Raw genomic sequence first — 23,077 nt, forward strand, 5'->3', positions numbered from 1 at the left:
GCCCTGGCCGCCGTATACAGCGGTCAGGGCGCCGAAAGGCCCGGTCGGAGCGGTCAGCGGGCGGCGCGGTTCACCGCGGAGACGACGGCCTTCAGCGACGCACGCGTCGTGTTCGCGTCGATGCCGATGCCCCACAGGACCTTGCCGTCGATCGCGCATTCGATGTAGGAGGCGGCCTGCGCGGAGGCGCCCTCGCTCATCGTGTGCTCCTGGTAGTCCAGCAGGCGTACGTCGATGCCGATGGACTCCAGGGCGTCGAAGAAGGCCGAGATCGGACCGTTGCCGGAACCGGTCAGGACCGTGTCCTCGCCGTCGACCGTCGCCTCGACGGTCAGGGTGTCCACGCCGTCGGTGTCCGTCGTCGACTGGCCGGTCCTGACCTGGATGCGGCCCCACGGGTTGTCCGGGTTCGGCAGGTACTCGTCCTGGAAGACCGCCCAGATCTCCTTCGGCGTGATCTCGCCGCCCTCGGCGTCCGTCTTCACCTGGATGAGCTTGGAGAACTCGATCTGCATCCGGCGCGGCAGGTCCAGCTTGTGGTCGTTCTTCAGGACGTAGGAGATACCGCCCTTGCCGGACTGGGAGTTGACGCGGATCACGGCCTCGTAGGAGCGGCCGACGTCCTTCGGGTCGATCGGCAGGTACGGGACCGCCCACTCGATGTCGTCGACGGTGACGCCCCTGGCCTTCGCGTCGGCCTCCATCGCGTCGAAGCCCTTCTTGATGGCGTCCTGGTGGGAGCCGGAGAAGGACGTGTAGACCAGGTCGCCCACGTACGGGTGGCGCGGGTGGACCTCCATCTGGTTGCAGTACTCCCACGTACGACGGATCTCGTCGATGTCGGAGAAGTCGATCTGCGGGTCGACGCCCTGCGAGAACAGGTTCATGCCCAGGGTGACCAGGTCGACGTTGCCGGTGCGCTCACCCTGCCCGAACAGGCAGCCCTCGACGCGGTCGGCGCCGGCCATCAGCGCCAGCTCGGCGGCGGCCACGGCCGTACCGCGGTCGTTGTGCGGGTGGACGGACAGGCAGACGTACTCGCGGCGGGTCAGGTTGCGGTGCATCCACTCGAAGCGGTCCGCGTGCGTGGAGGGGGTCGAACGCTCCACGGTGGCGGGCAGGTTGAGGATGATCTCGCGGTCCGGGCCGGGCTGCCAGACGTCCATGACCGCCTCGCAGACCTCCAGGGCGAAGTCCAGCTCGGTGTCGGTGAAGATCTCGGGGCTGTACTGGTAGCCGAACTCGGTCTCGGGGCCCAGCAGTTTCTCGGCGTACTCCATCACCAGGCGGGTGCCGTCGACGGCGATCTGCTTGATGTCGTCCTTGGAGCCGCGGAAGACCACGCGCCGGAACACGGGAGCCGTCGCGTTGTACAGGTGGACGGTGGCCCGCTTGGCGCCCTTCAGGGACTCCACGGTCCGCTCGATCAGGTCCTCGCGGGCCTGGGTCAGCACGGAGATGGTGACGTCGTCCGGGATCGCGCCCTCTTCCTCGATGATCGAGCGCACGAAGTCGAAGTCGGTCTGGCCGGAGGCGGGGAAGCCGACCTCGATCTCCTTGTAGCCCAGCTTGACCAGCTGGTCGAACATCCGGCGCTTGCGCTCGGGCGACATGGGGTCGATCAGGGCCTGGTTGCCGTCGCGCAGGTCGGTGGAGAGCCAGCGGGGGGCGGCGGTGATCCGCTGGTTCGGCCAGGTGCGGTCCGGGATGTCGACCTGCTCGTAGCGGCCGTACTTGTGGATCGGCAGGGCACTGGGCTGCTGGCGGTTGGCCATGGTGCGTGGGCTCCTCAGGGTGTCCGGAGATCCGGATGTCCGGGTGGACGGCCGACGACGCAACGCCAAAGCTCCGCGGGGAGGGAGTCGGCCTTGTGACTACAGGCCCTCGCCGCGGCAGCTAAGGAGAAGCAGCCCGAAACGCATGATGCGTCGCAGCCTAGCCGAGCCGCCCCGGACCCGGGGGACGCGTATCAGTATGCGGGACCGTGGCCGCAAAAGGGACAAAAAGTGCGCTGTACCACATCGCCCTACCACATCGTCACGGAGCGTCGCGCTCCCTGTCCCGGTATTTCACCAATCATGGTGGCAGCTAGTGACATCAGGATCACTGAGTGCGATGGTGCGGGACATGACCACCAACGGGGGCTTCGAGCCCGTCTTCTGCACGATCGTGCCACCGCACCTCCTCGACAAGCTCGCGCAAGCCGAGGACTCCGCGCTCTCCGGCCCGGCCCGCCGGTCCCTGGAGCACGACGCCTTCCAGCGCACCAAGCGCCGCCTGACCACGGTCATCGGCGCACCCTCCGTCGCCGCTCCCGCGGGCGCCGCCGCCGACCAGCCGCACCGCACCATCTACGACGCCCACCACACCCAGGACCTGCCCGGCACCAAGGTCCGCGAGGAGGGCTCCGACCCGGGCTCCGACGCCACCGTCAACCGCGCCTACGCGGGCCTCGGCGCCACCTTCGAGCTGTACCTCAAGGCGTACGGCCGGCACTCGATCGACGGCGACGGGCTGCCGCTGGACGCCACCGTGCACTTCGGCGAGGGCTACGACAACGCCTTCTGGAACGGCGAGCGGATGGTGTTCGGCGACGGCGACGGCCAGGTCTTCCTCGACTTCACCCTCCCGGTCGACGTCATCGGCCACGAGCTGACCCACGGCGTCACCCAGCACACCGCGAACCTGGAGTACTTCGGCCAGTCCGGCGCGCTCAACGAGTCCGTCTCGGACGTCTTCGGCTCGCTGATCAAGCAGTACACGCTCGGCCAGACCGCCGCCGAGGCCGACTGGCTGATCGGCGCCGGGCTGCTCGCGCCGGGCATCCACGGCACCGCCCTGCGCTCGATGAAGGCCCCGGGCACGGCGTACGACGACCCGAACCTCGGCAAGGACCCGCAGCCGGCGACCATGGACCACTATGTCCGCACCGGCCGCGACAACGGCGGCGTGCACATCAACTCCGGCATCCCCAACCACGCCTTCTACCTGGTCGCCACGGCCATCGGCGGCAACTCCTGGGAGAAGGCCGGGCAGATCTGGTACGACGTGCTCACCGGCGGCGACCTCAAGCAGGACGCGCTGTTCGCCGACTTCGCCACGCTGACGGTGAAGGCGGCCCGGGAGCGGTACGGCGCCGGGGACGAGCTCCAGGCCGTGCAGAAGGCGTGGGAACAGGTCGGGGTGCGGACGCTGTAGTACGGCGGCGCCGACGTACTGGACACTGGGCCCATGCGGATTCAAGTGAGGCGCACGGGCGGTTTCGCGGGCATCGAGCGCCGGGCCGAGGTGGACACCGCGGGCCGGCCCGACGCCCCGGCATGGCAGGCCCTGGCCGAACGCGTCGTCGCGTCCGGCCAGGGCACCCCGCCCGCCGGCGTCCCGGACGGCTTCCGGTACGAGATCACCGTGGACGGCCGCACGGTGTACGCGGCCGATCCCCGACTGACCGGGGACGAGAGGGAGTTGGTGTCCCGGGTACTGAAGGAGGGTGCGTAACCGCCGGTTCCCGCCGGGGCGTTGACTTCTGTTACCGGGGGTAAGGATGATCCGGCCATGGCGACTGACGCAGACGGCCCGGTACCCGCCCCGATCCCCCGTTTCCCGGACGGCTTCCTGTGGGGCGTCTCGACCTCGGCCCATCAGATCGAGGGGGCGGCCGAGGAGCGCGAACCGTCCGTGTGGGACGTGTTCACGGCCGGACCGGGGCGGGTGAAGGACGGTTCGACGGCGGCGGTGGCCTGCGACCACTACCACCGCTACCGCGAGGACGTGGCCCTCCTCGCCGGCCTCGGCGTGGACGCCTACCGCTTCTCGGTCTCCTGGCCCCGCGCGAACTCCCCCGGCGGACTGGACTTCTACGACCGCCTGGTGGACGAGCTGTGCGCGGCGGGCGTACGGCCCGTGCCCACCCTCTTCCACTGGGACCTGCCCGCTTCCCTGGACTGGCTGGAGCGGGACACGGCGGCCCGGTTCGCCGACCACGTGACGGCGGTGGCCGAGCGCCTCGGCGACCGGGTGAGCAAGTGGATCACCCTGAACGAGCCCGCCGAGCACACCCTCCTGGGCCACGCCCTCGGCGCCCACGCCCCCGGCAGGCGGCTCCTGTTCGACGCGCTCCCGGTCGCCCACCACCAGCTCCTCGCCCACGGCCTCGCGGTACGGGCCCTGCGCGCGGCCGGGGCCACGGACGTCGGCATCGCCAACTCCCACGGCCCCACCTGGCCCGCCTCCGCCGAACCGGCGGACGTCGAGGCGGCCGGCTTCTACGACGCCCTCCTCAACCGCCTGTTCGCCGAGCCGGTCATCCTCGGCGCCTACCCGGACGGCCTGGGCGAGTTGATGCCGGGCGACGTGCAGGAGGACCTGAAGGTCATCGCCGAGCCCGTCGACTGGTACGGGATCAACTACTACGCGCCCACACGGGTGGGCGCACCCGGCGGCACCGGCAGCGAGTACGGCGGTCTGCTGCTGCCCGCCGAACTTCCCTTCTCTGTCCGGGAGATCGAGGGCCGCCCGGTGACCGACTTCGGCTGGCCGGTCGTCCCGGAGGGCCTCACCGAGCTGCTGTGCGACTTCCGCGAGAGGTACGGCGACAAGCTGCCGCCGGTCGTCATCACCGAGAACGGCTGCTCCTACGACGGCCTCGACGACCAGGACCGCATCGCCTACCTGGACGCCCACATCCGCGCCCTGCGCGCTGCGATGGAGGCCGGCGTGGACGTGCGCGGCTACTTCGTGTGGTCCCTGATGGACAACTTCGAGTGGGCCGAGGGATATGCGCGCCGCTTCGGCCTGGTGCACGTGGACTACGAGACGCTGAAGCGCACCCCGAAGGCCTCCTACCACTGGTTCCGGGACCTGCTGCGGGCCCGGAGATGACCACGGCCGGCGGTCCCGCCGGCACTCCGGCCGCCGCCCTGGCCGAGCCCGTCGAACCCGTCGGCCGGGGCTGGACGGCGGCCCTGGCGCTGGCCAACGGGGCGATCTGGGTCGGCTGGTTCGGCCCGCTGCAGATCCTGCTCGCCTCCCAGGCGAAGGACTTCGCACCCGGCTCCGGAATGTCCAAGGAGACGCTGCTGGCCTGGGTGACCGGCGCCGGCGCGGTGGTCTCACTCCTCGCCAACCCGCTCTTCGGCGCGCTGTCCGACCGTACGACGGCCCGCCGGGGCCGCCGTACGCCGTGGATCGTGGGCGGGGCGGCGGGCGGCGCGGTGTCCCTGCTGCTGCTCGCGCGGGCGGGCGGGGTGTGGTCCATGGCGGGGGCCTGGGGCCTGGTGCAGCTGACCCTGAACGCGGCGTTCGCGGCGGTGACGGCGGCCGTACCGGACCGGGTGCCCCGGCTCCAGCGGGGTGCCGTGGGCGGCTGGCTGGGGGCGGCGCAGATCCTGGGCGTGGTCGGCGGCACGGGCCTCGCCACGGCGGCGGGCGGGATCGGCGCCGGGTACACGGCGTGCGCGGTGTGCGCGGCGGCGGGGGTGCTGCCGTACGTCCTGCGCCACCCGGATCTGCGGCTGGCGCGGGCGGACCGGCCGGCGTGGTCGTGGCGGTCGTTCCTGGCGGGGTTCTGGCTGAGCCCGCGCCGCCACCCCGACCTCGGCTGGGCCTGGCTGACCCGCTTCCTGATCAACCTCAGCAACTCCCTCGTCCTGCTGTACCTCCTGTACTACCTGCGCGACCGCCTGCGCTACGCCGACCCCGGCCGGGGCGTGCTGGTCCTGACCGCCGTCAACAGCCTGACGCTGATGGCGACGGTCGTGGCCGGCGGCGCCTGGTCGGACCGGGTGGGCCGGCGCAAGCCGTTCGTCGTCTGGTCGGGCGTGCTGATGGCGGTGGCGACGGCGGCCCTGGCCGGCTGGCAGACCTGGCCCGGCGCGATCGTGGCGGCGGCCGTGCTCGGCGTCGGCTTCGGCGTGTTCACCTCCGTCGACTTCGCGCTGATGACGGACGTCCTGCCGAAGGCGCTGGACCGGGGCAAGGACCTCGGCGTGATCAACGTGGCCAACGCCCTGCCGCAGGTCGCGGCCCCCGCCCTGGCCGCGCCGATCGTGACCTACCTCGGCGGGTACCGGGTGCTGTACCTGGTGGCGGCGGTGATCGGGCTGGCCGGGGCGGTGCTGGTGGGCCGGATCAGAGGGGTCGAGTAGGTCAGAGGGCGCCGGCCTCCCGAGCGGCCCACACGGTCGGGAAGAGCGGGCGGAAGCCGAGGTCCCGGCGGATCCGATCGGTGGACATGATCCCGAACCAGGGGTCGGGATCGGTCAGGGTGTGCAGGTCGGCGGGCACCTCGGCGCCGTTGAGCTGGTGCAGCTCGACCGCCGTCACCGGGGCGTCGTCGGCGATGTTGTAGACGGGCCCGCCGACCGCCGGCGCGTACAGCAGGCGCAGCAGCCCCTGGGCGACGTCGGCGTGGTGGCCCATGTGCAGCCGCTGGGTGGACGCCCAGTGCATGGCCCACCGCAGGGACTGGGCGAGATGGGGATCGCCCTCGCCGTAGACGAAGGGGAGCCGGCCGACGCGCACCTCCATGCCCTCCAGCGCGAGCAGCTCCCGCTCGGCCGCGGCCTTGGACTCGGTGTAGGCGCCCCACATCGCACCGCCGGGCCGGGTCTCGTCGTCCTCGGTCAGCGGGCGGCCCCGCCCGACGCCGTACACCAGCCCCGTGCTGACCTGCACGAAGCGCCCCACTCCGGAGGCCAGCGCGGCCCGGCCCAGGGCCACGGCCGCGTCCCGGTTGACGGCCCACGCCTCCTCGTCCGGCACCCCGCGGAAGGACGCCGCGACGTTGACGACCGCGTCCACCCCGGCCACCGCCTTGCCGAGCGCCTCCGCATCGCGCAGATCGCCGACGACGACCTCGGCACCCAGTTCGGCGAAGCGCTCGCCACGTGATGCGTCCCGCACCAGAACCCGTACCTGTTCGCCCGGCCGCCGCTGCGCCAGCAGCCTCGGCACGAAGCGCCGGCCGACCTGTCCCGTCGTCCCCGTCACCAGTGTCAGCATGATCCGTTCCTCTCGCTGGATGTGCCTCCACCCTCGGCTGTCGCGCTCCGGCCCGGGAGAGACCTCCCGATCAGGGGATCGGCAGTCCCTGGATAAGACCTGCGCCCTGCCCCACCCTGGAGGGGTGAACCGAGCCGAACTCGCTGACTTCCTGCGCCGCAGCCGTGCCCGCCTGGACCCGTCCGACGTGGGCCTCACGCCCGGCGCCCGCCGTCGCACCCCCGGCCTGCGGCGGGAGGAGGTGGCCTCGCTGGCCGGCATGTCGGTCGATTACTACACCCGGCTGGAACAGTGCCGGGGCCCGCGCCCGTCCCGCCAGATGCTCACCGCCCTGGCCCGGGCGCTGCGGCTGACCGACGACGAGCGGGATCACCTCTTCCACCTGTCGGGCGAGGAACCGCCCCGCCGGGAGACGGCCTCCGCCCACGTCCGGCCAGGGCTGCTGCTGGTCCTGGACCGGCTGCACGACGCGCCGGCGCAGGTGGTCACGGACTGCGGTCTGGTGCTGGCTCAGAACGCGCTGGCCAAGGCCCTGGTCGGTGATGCGCTGGCTCGGCCGCCGCGCGAGCGGAACCTGACCCGTCGGTTCTTCCTGGACCCCACGGCCCGCGCCCTCTTCCCGCCCGAGGATCTGCCCGCGCACGCCCGCGACCACGTGGCCAACCTCCGCGCGGTGGCGGCTTCCCGCCCCGACGACCCCGAACCGGCCGCGCTGGTGGCCGAACTCCGCTCAGCCAGCGAGGAGTTCGCACACCTCTGGGACGAACACGAGGTCTCCCTGCGCCGCCCGGCCACCAAACGCTTCCTGCACCCGGTGGTGGGTCTGCTGGAACTGGACTGCGAGGTCCTGCTGAGCCACGAGAGCCGCCACCACCTCATCATCCACACGGCCCGCCCGGGCACGGAGTCCCACGAACGGCTCCAGCTGCTGAGGGTGGTGGGGCTGCAGGACATGACCCCGCAGGGCGCCGTCGGCTAGAAGCCGAGCTTCCTCAGCTGCTTGGGGTCGCGTTGCCAGTCCTTGGCCACCTTGACGTGCAGGTCGAGGAAGACCGGCGTACCGAGCAGCGCCTCGATCTGCTTGCGGGACTTGATGCCGACCTCCTTCAGCCGCTTGCCCTTGGGGCCGATGATGATGCCCTTCTGGCTGGGGCGCTCGATGTAGACGTTGGCGTGGATGTCCAGGAGGGGACGGTCCGCGGGACGGTCCTCGCGCGGGAGCATCTCCTCCACGACCACGGCGATGGAGTGCGGCAGCTCGTCGCGGACCCCCTCCAGCGCGGCCTCGCGGATGAGTTCCGCGATCATGACCTGCTCGGGCTCGTCCGTCAGATCACCCTCGGGGTAGAGCGCGGGGCCCTCCGGCAACAGCGGGATCAGAAGGCCGGCCAGCAGATCCACCTGCTTGGCACCCACCGCCGACACCGGCACGATCTCCGCCCACTCGATGCCCAGGTCCTTGCCGAGCTGGTCGATGGCGATCAGCTGCTCGGCCAGGGCCTTGGAGTCGACCAGGTCGGTCTTGGTGACGATGGCGACCTTCGGGGTCTTCCTGATCCCGGCCAGCTCCTTGGCGATGAAACGGTCACCGGGACCGATCTTCTCGTTCGCCGGCAGGCAGAAACCGATCACGTCGACCTCGGCCCACGTCGTGCGTACGACGTCGTTGAGCCGCTCGCCGAGCAGCGTGCGCGGTTTGTGGAGCCCCGGGGTGTCCACCAGGATCAACTGGGCGTCGGGCCGGTGCACGATGCCCCGTACCGTGTGCCGCGTCGTCTGCGGCTGGTTCGCGGTGATCGCCACCTTCTGCCCGACCAGAGCGTTCGTGAGGGTGGACTTGCCCGCGTTGGGGCGGCCCACGAAGCAGGCGAAGCCGGCGCGGTGGACGGTCTCGGCCGGCTGCTCGGAAGACTGGGTGCGAACGCTCATGCCGTTCATTGTCCCTGATCCACGACCCCCCGCCGCACCGTGAGGTTTCGGTAACCCTCGTGCAACGAAACGTCACGGAAACACACCCGTAGACGACCGGAAACGCGCACCGGTGACCCTCTGACGAGCCCCGACCCCGTTGGAGACGCCCGTGACCCTCGCCGCCGCGCACGTCGACACCGGCGACACCGCCTGGCTGCTCGCCGCGACCGCCCTCGTCCTGCTGATGACCCCGGGCCTGGCCCTGTTCTACGGCGGCATGGTCCGCACGAAGAGCGTCCTCAACATGCTGATGATGAGCTTCGTGTCGATCGCCCTGGTCACGGTGGTGTGGCTGGCGGCGGGCTACTCCCTCGCCTTCGGGGACGACGCGTTCGGCGGCCTCGTCGGCGGTCTCCACCACGCCGGCATGGCGCACATCACCCCCCACAGCGCGCACGGCACGGTCCCCACCCTCCTCTTCGCCACCTTCCAGCTCACCTTCGCGATCATCACCGCCGCCCTGATCAGCGGCGCGGTCGCCGACCGGATGAAATTCTCGGCCTGGCTGGTCTTCGTCCCGGTGTGGACCCTGCTCGTATACGTTCCCGTCACCCACTGGGTGTGGGGCCCCGGCGGCTGGATCCTCGACAGGCTCGGGGCGCTCGACTTCGCGGGCGGTCTGCCCGTCGAGATCACCTCCGGCGCCTCCGGCCTGGCCCTGTGCCTGGTCCTCGGCCCGCGGCTCGGCTTCAAGAAGGACGCCATGCGTCCGCACAACCTGCCCATGGTGATCCTCGGTGCCGGGCTGCTCTGGTTCGGCTGGTTCGGCTTCAACGCGGGCAGCGCCCTCGGCGCCAACGGCCTCGCGGCCGCCGCCTTCCTCAACACCCTCGCCGCCGGCTGCACCGGTCTGCTCGGCTGGCTCTTCGTCGAGCAGAAGCGCGACGGCCACCCGACCACCCTGGGCGCCGCCTCCGGCGCGGTCGCCGGCCTGGTCGCGATCACGCCGTCCTGCGGCACGGTCTCGCTGCTCGGCGCCCTGGTCGTCGGCCTCGCCGCGGGCGTGGTCTGCTCCTACGCCGTGGGCTGGAAGTTCAAGCTCGGCTACGACGACTCCCTGGACGTCGTCGGCGTCCACCTGGTCGGCGGTGTCATCGGCACCCTGCTGATCGGCCTGTTCGCCGAGAAGGCGATGACCGGCGGCCCGGAGGGCCTCTTGTACGGCGGCGGCGTCGCCCAGCTCGGCAGGCAGACGCTCGCCGTGGCCGTCGTGGCCGGGTACGCCTTCGCGGTGACGTACGGCCTCGGCAAGCTGCTCGGCAAGGCGATGGGCCTGCGCGCGAGCGAGGAGCAGGAGTACACCGGCCTGGACCTTACGGTGCACGCCGAGACGGCATACGATCACGGCGTCCTGGGCCACGGCGCCCCGGTCACCTCGCCCGTCCTCGCCTCCACCCAGAAGCCCCCCACCCAGAAGGTCGACACCCAGGCATGAAGCTCATCACCGCGATCGTCAAGCCGTACCGGCTGGACGAGGTCAAGACCGCCCTGCAGGAACTGGGCGTGCACGGTCTGACCGTGACCGAGGCGAGCGGCTACGGGCGGCAGCGCGGCCACACCGAGGTGTACCGGGGCGCCGAGTACCGGGTCGACCTGGTGCCGAAGGTGCGCATCGAGGTCGTGGTGGAGGACTCGGACGCCGATGCCGTGATCGACGCGATCGTCAGGGCCGCGCAGACGGGGAAGATCGGGGACGGGAAGGTGTGGGCCGTACCCGTGGAGACGGTCGTCCGGGTGCGGACCGGCGAACGCGGCCCCGACGCGCTCTGACCAGCAGCACCCCGGTCGCCACGCCCGCGACGAACACGAGGGCCACGGCAAGCCACGGCAGCGCGAGGAAGGCCGCGCTCGCCGACTGCCGGGTACCGGGCGCGCTCGCCGTCAGCGTCACGTCGCCCCGGTCGAGTTGGGGCGCCCCGCGCCAGGTCTCGGTGAGCCGGACCCGCTGTCCCGGCAGCAGCTCGGACGGCACCCGGGTCAGCTCCCGGTCGAGCAGCGTACGGCCGAACAGTCCGCGCGCCTTCAGTTCGACCTTGGGGTCGAGGGTGACGTTCCCGGTGTTGCGCAGGGTGTAGGAGATGGTCGCCGTGCTGGCGCCGAGGCCGGGGACGAGCGGCTGGTGGTGGCTGATGTGCACCTGCCCGACGGAGAGCGCGGGCAGGGCGGGCCCGCTGACCCGGAGGTAGACCCGGGCGCCGACGGCCCGCCGCACTCCTAGCGCGAGCCGCCCGCTGCCGGGATCGACCCGCTCGTCGAGGGCCACGATCGCCCCGGGATGATCACCGGGCGCGGCCCCTTCCGGGACACGCAGCGTCAACGGCACGGTGACGGTCCGGTGGCCGGGCACGGTGATCCGGGACTTCGCGGGCTTCGCCCAGGCACCCACCCCGAGCATGCGCTCCTTGACGGTCCGCACGGCGAACCCGCCGTCCCGGGCGGTGTTGTAGGCGTCGGCCGCGTAGAGCCGGAAGGTGAGCGGCTCGCCGGTCTTGTTCTGGACGGCGACCTTGTCGGTGAGGGTCTGGCCGGGGTCGGCGGAGAGGTAGAAGCAGGGCCGCGCGGCGACGTTCGAGGCGACCGGGTAGACGGACCAGCTGCCGTTGTCGGCGGCGTGGGCGGGCGTGGCCTGCCATGCCAGCATCAGACCCAGGAGGAGGACGTACAGCTTGCGCATGGGTGCGGACCCCCACGGACGAGAGACAGGGGAACGGGCGGGTGCGGACGCCCGTACGCTCAGGTGAGCGTCAGGGTGAGCACACCGGAGTACGCGCCCGGAGGCGTGAACGCCGGTACGTCCAGGGAGAGTCCGGCGTCGACGGTGAACTCTCCGCCGGTGAGCGTGCCGTCGGAGGCCGACGCGAGGGTCGCGCCCGAGCCGCCCAGGGCGCCCGCCGAGCCGGCCTTGCAGGTGCTGGGGCTGCCCGGCTTGGTCGCGCAGGCCGGGGTCCAGCTCAGCCTTCCCGCGTCGATCCTGCCGCCGGGGCCGGTGAAGTCGGTGACCTTGCCGGTCAGGGACCAGCCCGCGGGGCCGCCTCTGAAGTCCTGCACGGTCACGGTCTGGAGCTTGCCCGTGGAGGCCCCGCCCCTGCCGAAGTCGACCGCCGACAGCGCGGCGGAGCCCCCGGCCTGGGACATGGACAGCGTGCCCGCCTTGACGGTGGTGGACAGCTTCTGACTCCCGGGCGGGACAGGGGTGTTGTCGTTGACGACGTAGGCCGCGGGACCGGCCCCCTTGTCCGCGTTCCAGGAGCCGCCCTCGTAGGCCACGATCCCGGTCGTCGTCTTGTCCCTGACGACGAGGGAACCGCTGAAGGAGCCCTGGGCGTTCACGGTCACGGTCGCGGTGTCCGCGGTCTGGGTGCCGCCGGAGCGCCCGGCCAGCGTGACGGCCGCGCCCGCGGTGAAGTGCGTACCGCTCACGGTGACACTGGCACCCGGGTCACCCGAGGCCGAACTCAGGGTGATGGCACGGGTGTTGGCCGGGGTCCCGTCGGTCGCCGTCACGGTCTGGGACACCGGGGCGGGCGGGTTGGTGACCGTGCAGGGGGTGTCCAGCTCCATGATGTAGCTGGTGTGGATGTTGTAGTCACCGGGCGAGAGGGTGATCTGGCCGGGCTTGGTGACGGTGAACGTCCCGGTCATGGAGAAGGACGGGAAGGCGGCCTTCCCCGGCACCGGCGGGTTCTTCCTGGGCCCCGCGACGGTCACGTCGCCCGTCTGCGCGCCACCGAGGGTGACCTTCCCGGTCGGGGTCATGATGTCGGCCGGCAGGGCCAGGTCGGTGGGGTTTCCGGCGGCGGCGGCGACCACGGTGTAGGTCACGGTGACGGTGTCGCCGACCTTGGGACTGGCGTTGTCCACGGACACGCCGGCGGTCGTGGTGCCGTCGATCGGCGGCAGGCCCGCGACGGCGGGCGGGATGCAGTGCGTGGCGAAGTCCACGTTCGTGCCGGCGGCGCCGGCCGGACAGGCCAGCGCGCCGCCGGCGGTGACCGCGAGCGCGGTCGCCCCGAGCAGTGAGCTCCAGCGCCACCGTCGGGATCTTCGTGGTCTTGGGGGTGTCGAACCCATGGGGCCCCCTCCTGAGGGTTGCGGGCGCAGCGGCTCGTCTGCGCCGACAGGGGGCATTGATGAGGAGCGGGGGTGAGAAGTCAAGGGAGATGCCGCAGAAACCTGACGGTTCATCAGTTTCTGCGGCATCCGGAACAGATCGCTCAGTTCAGTCAGTCGAACACGAAGGGGCCGGGCGACTGCGGACCACTCGCGGTACAGGTCACCGTGACGCCGAAGATCACCATCTTCAGCGAGCCGCCGTAGGCGTCCAGGCTGTCACCGGAGGCGACGGTGCCGGGGAGCGGGCCGACGCTGACCGGGTCGCCGGTGTTCATGGCAGGGTTCCTCGTCCCGCCGAACACCACGGAGCCACCGCCGGCCCTGGCCAGGGTGAGGGTGGAGGAGATGGAGTCCTGGGCCACCGCGACCGGCGCGGTGATGGCGGAGGAGGTGAGGGTGACGGTGGCCGAGGTGCCGCTCTGGGTGGCGGTGAGCGTGGCCGTGCCGCCGCCGAAGATGCCGCAGCTCGCGGTGATGGTCGCCGACTGTGGGGTGACGGCGGCCGCGGTGGGCGCGAAGGCGAGTCCGGTGACCGCGAGGGCCCCGGCGACCAGCGCCGCACCCGTTGCCGTGCGCTTGCCTCTCATGGGGATCCGCTTCCCTTCCCTGTGGGGGGTGCCGTGTGGGGGGACGCCGACGGGCGGGGAGGCCGGAGCAGGCGGGTGCGGACACACTGCGTGGGCGGTGCGGATCTGACGGCCCGTCGGAACGTACGGTTCCATTGATGCGCAGGAGCACAGCCCCAACAAGGTTGAATTCCAGCCGACCTGCCGTTCGGCCGGTACGTCCTCAACCGCCCGAGTCCCCTCGTGGGCCAGCTCGGCCCGAGGTCCAGGGGGCGCAGCCCCCTGGGACGTCAGCCCGCGGAGACAGTCAGCCGCACGACACCGTCAGGGCCGGCCAGCAACACCGGCGTCCCCGCACCTCCAAGGTCGGCGACAGCAGCCCGGTCCTCGTCCGGCAGGACCTCCGCCTCACTCACCACCGCCGCCGCCTCCAACGACGTGGCCCCCGACGCCACCGCCATGGCAACGGCAGTACGCAGTGCGCTCAGCGTCAGCGACGGCAGCGACACCGCCCCGGCGACATACGTACGCCCGGTCTCGTCCCGTACGGCCGCCCCCTCCGGCACACCGTTACGGGCCCGCACGGAACGGGCCAGGGTGACGATCTTGCGGTCCTCGGGATCAAGCGCGTTGCTCTCGGTCATGCCCCGAGCATACGAAGCCGCACCCGCCGCCCCGCCCTTCACCCCGCCACGGGGTACATCGCGCCCCGCCGCCCCTCCGGAGAGGCGAGCCACTCCAGCTTCGCCGCGGTGTTCGCCTCCTCCAGCGGAGTGTGCAGCACGATCATCAGATCGGGCCGGGCCGGCACCTTCATCACCGTCGACTCCACGACCAGCAGCCCGGCCAGCGGATGGTCCAGCTCCTTGCGGATCTGTCCCTGGTCCTCGATGTCCCGCTCCGCCCACATGTTCCGGAACTCGGCGCTGGCCTCGCTCACCTCGGCGAGCACCGCCCGGAACCCCTCATCGTCCGGCCGCGCCGCACACGCCGCCCGGAACTGCGCGACGACCGTGCGCGCGTTCCGCTCCCAGCTGTGGCTGCGCGACCGGTACAGGGGGTCGACGAAGAAGTCGATGAGACAGTTCTGGGTGTTGTCCGGCCGCATGCCGAGCACGATCGCCGCCGCGTCGTTGTACATCACGCAGTTGTAGTACAGGTCCATGATGTGCGCCGGATACGGCATCCAGGTGTCGATCAGCCGCCGCAGCCCGTCGCACATGTCCCGCTTGCCGGGCACCACTTCGGGCGCCGGCGGGTTCAGCCCGGCCAGCAGATACAGGTGCCGGCGCTCGGCGTCGCTCAGCCGCAGCACCCGCGCCACCGCGTCGAGCACCGACGGCGAGACGGAGATCTCCCGCCCCTGCTCCAGCCACTGGTACCAGGAGGCGCCCACGCCGGCGAGCACGGCGACCTCCTCCCGGCGCAGCCCGGGCGTACGGCGCCGGCCGCCCCCGGCGGGCAGTCCGGCCTCCTCGGGACTGACCCGGGCCCGCCGGCTCATCAGGAACTCGCGCAGTTCGTTGCGCCGTTCACTCCTCATCGCCCCCGCAGCAGGCACGTACCGCTCCTCCCCCGTCGTGTCTGGTGGTGCCACCACCACCATAAGTTCCGACTCCCCATGTTTCTTCCGCCGGCCGCAAGCTCGTGCCATGGCGATCGACACCACCACCCAACCCACCACCCCCACGGGCACCTCGCTCGACACCCCCCGGCCGCCCCGGTTGTCGACGCGTGACAAGCTCGTCCTGTTCGTGCTGTGCGCGGCCCAGTTCATGGTCGCGCTGGACTTCTCCGTCCTGAACGTGGCGCTGCCCGATCTCGGCACCGACCTCGGTATGAGCCGCTCGGCGCTGCAGTGGGCCGTCACCGCGTTCGCGCTGCCCTCCGGCGGCTTCCTGCTCCTCTTCGGCCGCATCGGCGACCTGTACGGCCGCCGCAAGCTGTTCCTGACCGGCCTGGCCCTGTTCGGCGCGGCCTCCCTGCTGGCGACCCTGGCCTGGGACCCGGCGTCCTTCCTGACCGGACGCGCGCTGCAGGGCCTCGGTGCGGCGGCGATCGTCCCGACGGGGATGTCCCTGCTGACCACCACCTTCCCGGAGGGCCCCGCCCGCGACCGCGCCCTCGGCATCTCCGGCACCCTGATGTCGCTGGGCTTCACGGTCGGCATGATCGCCGGCGGTGTGCTGACGGACGCGCTCGGCTGGCGTTCCACGATGGCCCTGCTGACGGTGTTCGCGCTCATCGTGCTGCCGCTGGCCCCGGGCCTGCTGCCGGAGTCGCGCACCCCGCAGGGCCCGCGTCTGGACGTGCCGGGCGCGGTCACCGTCACCACCGGCCTGCTGTCCCTGATCTACGCCCTGTCCACGGCCGCCGACCACGGCTTCGCCCGCCCGGACGTCATCAGCACCCTGATCGCCGGCCTCCTCCTGCTGACCGCGTTCACGGTGATCGAGGCCCGCTCGGCCGCTCCCCTGGTCTCGCTGCCCATGCTGCGCCGTCGCACGGTGGCCTGGGGCAACGTGGGCGGTCTGGTCACCTTCTCGATGATGTCGACGGTCATCTTCGTCCTGACCCTGTACCTGCAGGAGACCCTGCGCCTGTCGGCGTTCGAGACGGGCCTGGTCTTCGGTGTCCAGGGCGTGCTGTCGGCCGTCGCCGGCACGCTCGCCCCGAAGGTGATCGGCCGCTTCGGCGCCCGTCGCACCCTGGTCGGCTCGCTGACCGGCCAGGGCGCGCTGATCGCGACGCTGCTCCTGCTGAACGCCCACACCTGGTCGGTCTGGCTCGCCACGGCGGCCGTGTCCCTGGCCAGCATGTGCCACCTGGGCGCGATCATCTCCTACGGCCTGACCGTCACCTCCGGCGTCCCGGACGAGGAGCAGGGCCTGGCGACCGGTCTGGTGACCTCCACCCAGCAGGTCGGCATCACGGTCGGCATCCCGCTGCTGGGCGTGCTGGCCACCACCTCCGGCGACCTGCTCAGTGGCGTCCACACGGTGCTCGCCCTGGACGCGGCGATCGTCCTCGTCACCGCCGTCCTGGTCGGCCTGGGCCTGCGCCGGGGCCAGTCCAGGGTCTGAACGATCTCGCTCCGCGCGGCCGTGCACACCACACGGCCGCGCGCGCCGTTGACCGGCGGAAGGAAGCCGGGCCTCACGGCCGGTCCAGCCGCAGCCGCTCCGCCCTCGGCAGCCCCGCGACGACGAGGTCGTACGAGTCCTCGATCAGCTCTCGCACCAGCCGCTCCGGCAGTCCGCCGGCCACGGTCACGGTGTTCCAGTGCCGCTTGTTCATGTGCCACCCGGGGACGATCAGCCCCTCGTGCTCTGCGCGCAGCCGGACCGCGTCGTCCGGGTCGCACTTGAGGTTGACCGTCAGGGGCCGCGCGCCCAGGTTCGTCAGGGCGAACATCTTGCCCAGCACCTTGAAGACCGACGTCTCCGGATTGAACGGGAAGTCCTCCTCGGCCGCGTTGAAGGACAGACAGAACGCGCGCAGCGCCTCGGGGCTCACTCGGGTTTCGCCTCCTCGGCGGGCTCGACCAGTACCGTCACGATCTTGTTCCGGCGTCCGGCCGCGGCCTCCGCGGTCAGCTTCAGCCGGCGTTCGTCGGGCAGTTCGACCTCGGCGGACGCCCCCGCGATGGGGACGCGGCCCAGGGCCTTGGCGAGCAGTCCGCCGACGGTCTCCACGTCCTCGTCGTCGTACTCCTCCAGGCCGTACAGCTCGCCGAGGTCGGTGATGTCCAGGCGGGCGGTGACCCGGAAACGGTTGTCTGCGAGGTCCTCGACCGGCGGTGTTTCCCGGTCGTACTCGTCGGTGATCTCGCCGACGATCTCCTCGAGGATGTCCTCGATGGTGACGATGCCGGCGGTGCCGCCGTACTCGTCGATGACGACGGCGACGTGGTTGCGTTCCTTCTGCATCTCGCGCAGCAGGTCACCGGCGTTCTTGGTGTCGGGCACGAAGACCGCGGGCCGCATGGCGGTCGAGACCAGCTCGCTCTCCGCGTCGCGGCTGATGTGCGTCTTGCGGACCAGGTCCTTCAGATACACGATCCCGACGATGTCGTCCTCGCTCTCGCCGGTGACCGGGATCCGGGAGAACCCGGAGCGCAGCGCGAGGGTGAGGGCCTGCCGGATGGTCTTGAAACGCTCGATGGTGACCAGGTCGGTCCGCGGCACCATGACCTCGCGGACCAGTGTGTCGCCCAGTTCGAAGACCGAGTGCACCATCCGGCGCTCCTCGTCCTCGATCAGCGACTCCTGCTCGGCGAGGTCGACCAGCGCGCGCAGCTCCGCCTCGGAGGCGAAGGGGCCGCGCCTGAAGCCCTTGCCGGGCGTGAGCGCGTTGCCGATGAGGATCAGCAGGGACGGGATCGGGCCCATGATCCGGGCGAGCGGCAGCAGCACGTACGCGGACACGGTCGCCGTGTTCAGCGGGTGCTGGCGGCCGATGGTGCGCGGCGACACCCCCACGGCGACGTACGACACCAGCACCATCACCCCGATGGCGACCAGCAGGGCCTGCCAGGTGGCGGCGAACTCCTGCAGACAGGCGTACGTCACCAGGGCCGCGGCCGCCATCTCGCAGGCGACGCGGACCAGCAGGGCCACGTTGAGATAGCGGGTGGGGTCGGCGGCGACCTGGGCGAGCCTGGCGCTGCCGCGCCGCCCGGACTTGACGGCCTCCTCGGCGCGGAAGCTGGAGACCCGGGCGAGGCCCGCCTCCGCGCAGGCGGCGAGCCAGGCGACGACGACCAGCGCGATCGCGCCGACCACGATCTGCGGAGACATAAGGCCCGCTTACGAGACGGTCGGCGCCGGGGACGGCCCGGTCAGGCCGCGCTCGCCCCGCCACCCGTCGACGATGGCGGCCTGCAGCCCGAACATCTCGGCCTTCTCGTCGGGCTCCTCGTGGTCGTAGCCGAGCAGATGCAGCACCCCATGGACGGTGAGCAGTTGCAGCTCCTCGTCCATGGAGTGCTGGGTCGGCGCTTCCTCACCCTGCTTCTTGGCGACCTCGGGGCAGAGCACGATGTCCCCGAGCAGCCCCTGCGGCGGCTCGTCGTCGTCCTTGGACGGCGGCCGCAGCTCGTCCATCGGGAACGACATGACATCGGTCGGACCCGGCAGGTCCATCCACTGGATATGGAGCTGCTCCATGGCGTCGGCGTCCACGACGATCACCGAGAGCTCGGAGAGCGGGTGGATGCGCATCCGCGCGAGTGCGTAGCGGGCGATGTCGAGGATCGCCTGCTCGTCGACCTCGGTGCCGGACTCGTTGTTGACGTCGATCGACATGGTCGTGCTGGTCTACTTCCCCTTGTGTCCGGCCTTGCCCCGGCCCTGCATCTTGTGCGCGCCGTTCTGGGTGCCGTGCTTGCTGTCGTACTTCTCGTACGCGTCGACGATACGGCCCACCAGCTTGTGCCGTACGACATCGTGGGACGACAGCCAGGAGAAGTGGACGTCCTCGACGCCCTCCAGGATCTCCTGCACCTGCCGCAGACCGCTCTTGGTGCCGTCCGGGAGGTCGACCTGGGTCACGTCACCCGTGATCACGATCTTCGAGTCGAAGCCGAGGCGGGTGAGGAACATCTTCATCTGTTCGGGGCTCGTGTTCTGGGCCTCGTCCAGGATGATGAAGGCGTCGTTGAGCGTGCGGCCACGCATGTAGGCGAGCGGCGCGACCTCGATGGTCCCGGCGGCCATGAGCCGTGGGATGGAGTCCGGGTCGAGCATGTCGTGCAGCGCGTCGTACAGCGGGCGCAGGTAGGGGTCGATCTTCTCGTAGAGCGTGCCGGGCAGGAAGCCGAGCCGCTCACCGGCCTCCACGGCGGGGCGGGTGAGAATGATCCGGTTGACCTGCTTGGACTGCAGGGCCTGCACGGCCTTGGCCATGGCCAGGTAGGTCTTGCCGGTACCGGCGGGCCCGATGCCGAAGACGATCGTGTGCTTGTCGATCGCGTCGACGTAGCGCTTCTGGTTGAGGGTCTTCGGGCGGATGGTGCGCCCGCGCGAGGACAGGATGTTCTGTGTCAGTACCTGCGCCGGGGTCTCGGGCCCGTCGCTCGTCCCGTTCTCGCTCGCCTTGAGCATGGCGATCGAGCGTTCCACTGCGTCCTCCGTCATCGGCTGTCCGGTGCGGAGCACCAGCATCATCTCGTCGAACACGCGCGAAATGAGGGCGACGTCGGTGGGGTCGCCGACCGCGCTGATCTCATTTCCCCGGACGTGTATGTCGGCCGCCGGGAAGGCCCTCTCGATCACGCGCAGGAGGGAGTCGCCGGAACCCAGCACGGTCACCATGGGGTGCTGGGCGGGGACGGTGAGCTGCGCTCTCGCCTGCTCCTGCGCGGAGGCGGTGTGAGCTGTGGGTGTCTCTGTCATGGGCCGGCGCTGAAGGCCTGCGCTTCCTCCTTCTCACGGCCGCGTAGCTGAGGGCGGCCTCGCGCTTCCAGGGTACGACGGTGCACTGACAAGCCCGTAGGACTTTTCCGCGACAGTCGCAGCCGCGCCCCTCCGCCGTCACGCCGAACGACGGAACCCGATGGTCGGCACGGCACGGCGCAGGGGCCAGGGCCGGTCCAGTTCCTCCGGCACCAGCCCGTCCAGAAACGCGTACCGCCGAAGCGCCGCCGGATCCTGCCCCGGCACCGACTGGACCCGCCGCCACCACGCTCCGATCTCCGACCACCCCGGCGCCGACAGGGAACCCCCGAACTCCTGCACCGACAGAGCCGCCGTAAGTCCGGCGAACGCCAGCCGGTCCGCCAGCGGCCACCCCGCCAGCGACCCCGTCACGAACCCGGCGACGAAGACGTCCCCCGCCCCCGTCGGATCCAGCGCCTCCACGGCGATCGCCGGCACCTCCGCCGCGTCCCCGGTCCGCCGGTCCACCGCGTACGCCCCCTCCGGCCCCAGCGTGACGACAGCCACCGGCACGTACTCGGTCAGGGCATGCGCGGCGAGCCGCGGGCAGTCCGCCCCCGTGTACCGCTTCGCCTCCTCCGCGTTCGGCAGAAACGCCTCGCAGTGCTGCAGATCGGCGAGCCCGGCCAGATCCCACGCCCCCGTCTCGTCCCAGCCGACGTCGGCGAAGATCCGGGTGCCCTCTCGCGCGGCCTGCGCGATCCACGGCGCACGCGTACCGGGCGTCAGCGAGGCGACGGCCGCACGCGCGCGGGGCGGGCGCGCCGGGGCCCCCTCCGCACCGAACACGGCCTCCGGCGGCGGCTCGTGCCCGTGCGAGACCATCGTCCGCTCCCCCTCGTACGCCATCGACACCGTCACCGGCGAGTGCCAGCCGGGCACGGTCCGCGACGCCGACAGGTCGATGCCCTCGCCCTGTTCGAGCGCGTCCCAGCAGTACTCGCCGTAGTGGTCGTCCCCGAAGGCCGCCGCGAGCGAGGTCCGCAGCCCGAGCCGGGCCAGGGCCGTGGCCATGTTGGCGACCCCGCCGGGGCTGGACCCCATGCCCCGGGCCCAGGACTCGGTGCCGCGCACGGGCGCCGAGTCCAGGCCGGTGAAGATGATGTCGAGGAAGACCGTGCCCGTCAGGTAGACGTCCCAGGGCGGGTCACCGGGTGCGCGCAGCGCGGCGAGCGGGTCGACCTGGGCCTGACAGCGTGCGGTGGGGGTGAGGTGTTCCGGTTCCTCTCCGGTGATGGTGTGCGACGGGGTCACGGTGCGCTCCCTGGCGTGGTGCGGGTCTGGCCAGTGTGCACCAATCAGCCCGTCGCACAGGGGGTTACCAGCGGGGCATCGCCGGTCGCCGCCAGCCCGGTTCGGCCACCCGCATCGCCGCCGCGTCGTCGCGGTCGCGCAGCGAGCCGTCGTCCTCGGCCCACCGCCGGTGCAGCCGGGCCAGCTCGTCCCGGTCCGGCTCGACTCCGAGGCCCGGCGCGTCGGAGACCACGACCCGCCCGTCACGGAACACCGGCCGCTCGGTGAGGACGTCCTCGGACTGCCAGGGGTAGTGGGAGTCGCACGCATGGCGGAGACCGGGGACCGTGGCCGCGACCTGGGTCATCGCGGCAAGGCTGATCCCCAGATGGGTGTTGGAGTGCATCGACACCCCGACCCCGAAGGCGGCGCAGACCGCGGCGAGCCGCTGGGTGTTGCGCAGCCCGCCCCAGTAGTGGTGGTCGCAGAGCACGACCTGCACGGCGTCGCGCGTGAACGCCTCCTTGATCTCCCCGAAGGTGGTCACGCACATGTTGGTGGCGAGCGGGACCTCCGTTCCCGCCGAGACCTCGGCCATCGCGGCCGTACCCAGCGTCGGGTCCTCCAGGTACTCCAGGACGTCCCCGAGTTCGGCCGCCACCTTCAGCGAGGTCGCGACCGACCAGGCGCCGTTGGGGTCGAGGCGCAGCGGATGCCCGGGGAAGGCCCGGGCGAGGGCCCGTACGGCCGCGATCTCCTCATCGGGCGGGAAGACACCGCCCTTGAGCTTGAACGACGTGAACCCGTACCGCTCCCTGAACAGCCGCGCCTGCGCCACCACCCCCGCCGGGTCGAGGGCGGCTCCCCGGTCGTCCGGCTCGCAGGCCACGCCCTCCGGATGCCGGGCCCACTTGTAGAACAGGTAGGCGCTGTACTCGACGGCGTCGCGCACCTTGCCGCCGAGCAGGGCGTGCACGGGCAGCCCGAGCGCCTTGCCCTGGGCGTCCAGGCAGGCGACCTCGAAGGCGGACAGCACCGACAGCCGCAGCTTGTCGGCGCTCTGCGCCCCGCGCAGCCCGCCGGCGTCCACCTGCCCCTCGACCCGCGACTCGTCCACCCCGAGGTCGACCCCGAACAACTTGTTCACATCCATGACCGACCGTCCGGTGAGCCGCTCGGCCAGCCGGCGGGCCAGTTCCAGGTACTCGGTGTCGCCGTACGTCTCACCGAGGCCGGTGATCCCGTCGGCGGTGACGACCTCCACGATCAGCCGCGGAGTGTACGGCTGGTGCACGCCCTGGGTGTTGAGCAGCGGCGGGTCGGCGACCAGGACCGGCGTCAGCCGCACCTCGGCGATGGTCAGGTCACGGGTCACAGGAAGGCTCCTACGAGGTCGAGTCCGGCGGTGAGCAGCACCCTGAGGTCGGCGAGGCGGCGGGTGCGGGGTCGGTGAGCGGGGCGCGCACGGGATCGGGGGAGCCGTCGTCATGGAACGCGGTGAGCGGGAAGGACAGCGCACCGCGCGCCATGCCCTCGCGCAGCCACCGCGCCACGCCTTCGGGACCCGGACCGCGGCCACCCTGACCATCTCCTCTTATGAATACCGTCCATGTATGCGAACGCGTGTCATTCTTCTTACCCGAGACCTCGCCATGCAAACAGGAAAGTGACGCAGATCGCACCCCCTGATCTTCTTCCGGAACCGCGTGCTTGATACAACTTGCTCGCGCGTTCCTGTCCCTCGACGGTCGTCGC

The 23,077-nt window shown here is 71.4% G+C and carries 23 protein-coding genes; 8 read left to right on the forward strand and 15 right to left on the reverse strand.

Going from position 1 to position 23,077, the window contains the following annotated elements; all coding sequences use genetic code 11:
• Nucleotides 1–53: 53 nt before the first annotated feature.
• Entirely contained in the window at nt 54–1,775 is a 1,722-nt protein-coding gene (gene leuA / locus ACZ7GZ_RS01430) for a 2-isopropylmalate synthase (protein WP_471019750.1), read from the reverse strand.
• Between the two features lie 352 nt (nt 1,776–2,127).
• Here leuA and ACZ7GZ_RS01435 point away from each other — a divergent pair, with 352 nt between their 5' ends.
• Genes ACZ7GZ_RS01435 through ACZ7GZ_RS01450 form a run of 4 tightly spaced genes read left to right on the forward strand, consistent with a single transcriptional unit; the run spans nt 2,128 to nt 6,146 of the window.
• A complete protein-coding gene (locus tag ACZ7GZ_RS01435; protein ID WP_471019752.1) occupies nt 2,128–3,198 on the forward strand; it encodes a M4 family metallopeptidase in 1,071 nt (356 codons plus the stop codon).
• A 33-nt stretch (nt 3,199–3,231) separates the two neighbouring features.
• The gene (locus ACZ7GZ_RS01440) at nt 3,232–3,498 is read left to right on the forward strand and encodes a protealysin inhibitor emfourin (protein ID WP_471019755.1); all 267 of its coding nucleotides are present in this window, start codon (nt 3,232–3,234) and stop codon (nt 3,496–3,498) included.
• Nucleotides 3,499–3,555: 57 nt separating this feature from the next.
• Entirely contained in the window at nt 3,556–4,881 is a 1,326-nt protein-coding gene (locus ACZ7GZ_RS01445) for a GH1 family beta-glucosidase (protein WP_471019758.1), read from the forward strand.
• Complete coding sequence (locus tag ACZ7GZ_RS01450; protein WP_471019760.1) at nt 4,878–6,146, forward strand: MFS transporter; 1,269 nt, start codon at nt 4,878–4,880, stop codon at nt 6,144–6,146. The genes ACZ7GZ_RS01445 and ACZ7GZ_RS01450 overlap by 4 nt, the downstream gene beginning before the upstream one ends.
• 1 nt (nt 6,147) lies before the next feature.
• Here the strand turns inward: ACZ7GZ_RS01450 and ACZ7GZ_RS01455 are convergent, their stop codons facing one another.
• A complete protein-coding gene (locus tag ACZ7GZ_RS01455; protein WP_471019763.1) occupies nt 6,148–7,002 on the reverse strand; it encodes an NAD-dependent epimerase/dehydratase family protein in 855 nt (284 codons plus the stop codon).
• A gap of 124 nt (nt 7,003–7,126) precedes the next feature.
• On the opposite strand from ACZ7GZ_RS01455, the gene ACZ7GZ_RS01460 reads away from it, so the two are divergent.
• Nucleotides 7,127–7,981 carry a helix-turn-helix transcriptional regulator gene (locus tag ACZ7GZ_RS01460; RefSeq protein WP_471019766.1) on the forward strand — a complete coding sequence of 285 codons (855 nt, stop codon included), beginning with the start codon at nt 7,127–7,129 and terminating at the stop codon, nt 7,979–7,981.
• Here ACZ7GZ_RS01460 and era read toward each other — a convergent pair.
• Entirely contained in the window at nt 7,978–8,931 is a 954-nt protein-coding gene (gene era, locus ACZ7GZ_RS01465) for a GTPase Era (RefSeq protein ID WP_471019769.1), read from the reverse strand. The two genes, ACZ7GZ_RS01460 and era, sit on opposite strands and share 4 nt — an antisense overlap.
• Before the next feature lie 151 nt (nt 8,932–9,082).
• On the opposite strand from era, the gene ACZ7GZ_RS01470 reads away from it, so the two are divergent.
• Complete coding sequence (locus ACZ7GZ_RS01470) at nt 9,083–10,408, forward strand: ammonium transporter (RefSeq protein WP_471019771.1); 1,326 nt, start codon at nt 9,083–9,085, stop codon at nt 10,406–10,408.
• Entirely contained in the window at nt 10,405–10,743 is a 339-nt protein-coding gene (locus tag ACZ7GZ_RS01475) for a P-II family nitrogen regulator (RefSeq protein ID WP_471019775.1), read from the forward strand. The genes ACZ7GZ_RS01470 and ACZ7GZ_RS01475 overlap by 4 nt, the downstream gene beginning before the upstream one ends.
• On the opposite strand, the gene ACZ7GZ_RS01480 is transcribed toward ACZ7GZ_RS01475, so the two are convergent.
• From ACZ7GZ_RS01480 to ACZ7GZ_RS01500, 5 genes are all read right to left on the reverse strand, one after another.
• Nucleotides 10,637–11,647 carry a DUF916 domain-containing protein gene (locus ACZ7GZ_RS01480; RefSeq protein WP_471019777.1) on the reverse strand — a complete coding sequence of 337 codons (1,011 nt, stop codon included), beginning with the start codon at nt 11,645–11,647 and terminating at the stop codon, nt 10,637–10,639. The genes ACZ7GZ_RS01475 and ACZ7GZ_RS01480 overlap by 107 nt on opposite strands.
• A gap of 59 nt (nt 11,648–11,706) precedes the next feature.
• On the reverse strand, nt 11,707–13,044 hold the full coding sequence (locus ACZ7GZ_RS01485; RefSeq protein ID WP_471019779.1) for a WxL domain-containing protein: 1,338 nt from the start codon (nt 13,042–13,044) through the stop codon (nt 11,707–11,709).
• Between the two features lie 152 nt (nt 13,045–13,196).
• Nucleotides 13,197–13,673, reverse strand: coding sequence for a hypothetical protein (locus ACZ7GZ_RS01490; RefSeq protein ID WP_471019782.1), 477 nt, complete (start codon nt 13,671–13,673; stop codon nt 13,197–13,199).
• Between the two features lie 269 nt (nt 13,674–13,942).
• A complete protein-coding gene (locus ACZ7GZ_RS01495) occupies nt 13,943–14,296 on the reverse strand; it encodes a cytidine deaminase (RefSeq protein ID WP_471019785.1) in 354 nt (117 codons plus the stop codon).
• Between the two features lie 38 nt (nt 14,297–14,334).
• Nucleotides 14,335–15,195 carry a helix-turn-helix transcriptional regulator gene (locus tag ACZ7GZ_RS01500; RefSeq protein WP_471020176.1) on the reverse strand — a complete coding sequence of 287 codons (861 nt, stop codon included), beginning with the start codon at nt 15,193–15,195 and terminating at the stop codon, nt 14,335–14,337.
• A gap of 109 nt (nt 15,196–15,304) precedes the next feature.
• Here ACZ7GZ_RS01500 and ACZ7GZ_RS01505 point away from each other — a divergent pair, with 109 nt between their 5' ends.
• Complete coding sequence (locus ACZ7GZ_RS01505; RefSeq protein WP_471019787.1) at nt 15,305–16,735, forward strand: MFS transporter; 1,431 nt, start codon at nt 15,305–15,307, stop codon at nt 16,733–16,735.
• Between the two features lie 73 nt (nt 16,736–16,808).
• Here the strand turns inward: ACZ7GZ_RS01505 and ACZ7GZ_RS01510 are convergent, their stop codons facing one another.
• From ACZ7GZ_RS01510 to ACZ7GZ_RS01540, 7 genes are all read right to left on the reverse strand, one after another.
• Nucleotides 16,809–17,168 (reverse strand): MmcQ/YjbR family DNA-binding protein, encoded by a 360-nt coding sequence (locus ACZ7GZ_RS01510; protein ID WP_471019790.1) that lies wholly within the window; start codon nt 17,166–17,168, stop codon nt 16,809–16,811.
• Nucleotides 17,165–18,451, reverse strand: coding sequence for a hemolysin family protein (locus tag ACZ7GZ_RS01515; protein ID WP_471019792.1), 1,287 nt, complete (start codon nt 18,449–18,451; stop codon nt 17,165–17,167). The genes ACZ7GZ_RS01510 and ACZ7GZ_RS01515 overlap by 4 nt, the downstream gene beginning before the upstream one ends.
• A 9-nt stretch (nt 18,452–18,460) precedes the next feature.
• Nucleotides 18,461–18,958: an rRNA maturation RNase YbeY gene (gene ybeY / locus ACZ7GZ_RS01520; RefSeq protein WP_471019794.1), complete on the reverse strand. Its 498-nt coding sequence runs from the start codon at nt 18,956–18,958 to the stop codon at nt 18,461–18,463.
• Nucleotides 18,959–18,970: 12 nt separating this feature from the next.
• Nucleotides 18,971–20,047 carry a PhoH family protein gene (locus tag ACZ7GZ_RS01525; protein ID WP_471019795.1) on the reverse strand — a complete coding sequence of 359 codons (1,077 nt, stop codon included), beginning with the start codon at nt 20,045–20,047 and terminating at the stop codon, nt 18,971–18,973.
• 138 nt (nt 20,048–20,185) lie between these two features.
• Nucleotides 20,186–21,343, reverse strand: a complete 1,158-nt coding sequence (locus ACZ7GZ_RS01530) for a carbohydrate kinase family protein (RefSeq protein ID WP_471019798.1) — start codon at nt 21,341–21,343, stop codon at nt 20,186–20,188.
• Between the two features lie 64 nt (nt 21,344–21,407).
• Entirely contained in the window at nt 21,408–22,697 is a 1,290-nt protein-coding gene (locus ACZ7GZ_RS01535; RefSeq protein WP_471019800.1) for a glucarate dehydratase family protein, read from the reverse strand.
• Between the two features lie 10 nt (nt 22,698–22,707).
• Complete coding sequence (locus tag ACZ7GZ_RS01540) at nt 22,708–22,875, reverse strand: hypothetical protein (protein WP_471019802.1); 168 nt, start codon at nt 22,873–22,875, stop codon at nt 22,708–22,710.
• Nucleotides 22,876–23,077 lie beyond the last annotated feature (202 nt).

Source organism: Streptomyces sp. NPDC037288 (assembly GCF_055603265.1).

Coding starts and splice junctions, on each gene's coding strand:
- leuA (WP_471019750.1), bottom strand. CDS start 1,775: ATGGCCAACCGCCAGCAGCCCAGTGCCCTGCCGATCCACAAGTACGGC.
- ACZ7GZ_RS01435 (WP_471019752.1), top strand. CDS start 2,128: ATGACCACCAACGGGGGCTTCGAGCCCGTCTTCTGCACGATCGTGCCA.
- ACZ7GZ_RS01440 (WP_471019755.1), top strand. CDS start 3,232: ATGCGGATTCAAGTGAGGCGCACGGGCGGTTTCGCGGGCATCGAGCGC.
- ACZ7GZ_RS01445 (WP_471019758.1), top strand. CDS start 3,556: ATGGCGACTGACGCAGACGGCCCGGTACCCGCCCCGATCCCCCGTTTC.
- ACZ7GZ_RS01450 (WP_471019760.1), top strand. CDS start 4,878: ATGACCACGGCCGGCGGTCCCGCCGGCACTCCGGCCGCCGCCCTGGCC.
- ACZ7GZ_RS01455 (WP_471019763.1), bottom strand. CDS start 7,002: ATGCTGACACTGGTGACGGGGACGACGGGACAGGTCGGCCGGCGCTTC.
- era (WP_471019769.1), bottom strand. CDS start 8,931: ATGAGCGTTCGCACCCAGTCTTCCGAGCAGCCGGCCGAGACCGTCCAC.
- ACZ7GZ_RS01475 (WP_471019775.1), top strand. CDS start 10,405: ATGAAGCTCATCACCGCGATCGTCAAGCCGTACCGGCTGGACGAGGTC.
- ACZ7GZ_RS01480 (WP_471019777.1), bottom strand. CDS start 11,647: ATGCGCAAGCTGTACGTCCTCCTCCTGGGTCTGATGCTGGCATGGCAG.
- ACZ7GZ_RS01485 (WP_471019779.1), bottom strand. CDS start 13,044: ATGGGTTCGACACCCCCAAGACCACGAAGATCCCGACGGTGGCGCTGG.
- ACZ7GZ_RS01490 (WP_471019782.1), bottom strand. CDS start 13,673: ATGAGAGGCAAGCGCACGGCAACGGGTGCGGCGCTGGTCGCCGGGGCC.
- ACZ7GZ_RS01495 (WP_471019785.1), bottom strand. CDS start 14,296: ATGACCGAGAGCAACGCGCTTGATCCCGAGGACCGCAAGATCGTCACC.
- ACZ7GZ_RS01500 (WP_471020176.1), bottom strand. CDS start 15,195: ATGAGGAGTGAACGGCGCAACGAACTGCGCGAGTTCCTGATGAGCCGG.
- ACZ7GZ_RS01505 (WP_471019787.1), top strand. CDS start 15,305: ATGGCGATCGACACCACCACCCAACCCACCACCCCCACGGGCACCTCG.
- ACZ7GZ_RS01515 (WP_471019792.1), bottom strand. CDS start 18,451: ATGTCTCCGCAGATCGTGGTCGGCGCGATCGCGCTGGTCGTCGTCGCC.
- ybeY (WP_471019794.1), bottom strand. CDS start 18,958: ATGTCGATCGACGTCAACAACGAGTCCGGCACCGAGGTCGACGAGCAG.
- ACZ7GZ_RS01525 (WP_471019795.1), bottom strand. CDS start 20,047: ATGACAGAGACACCCACAGCTCACACCGCCTCCGCGCAGGAGCAGGCG.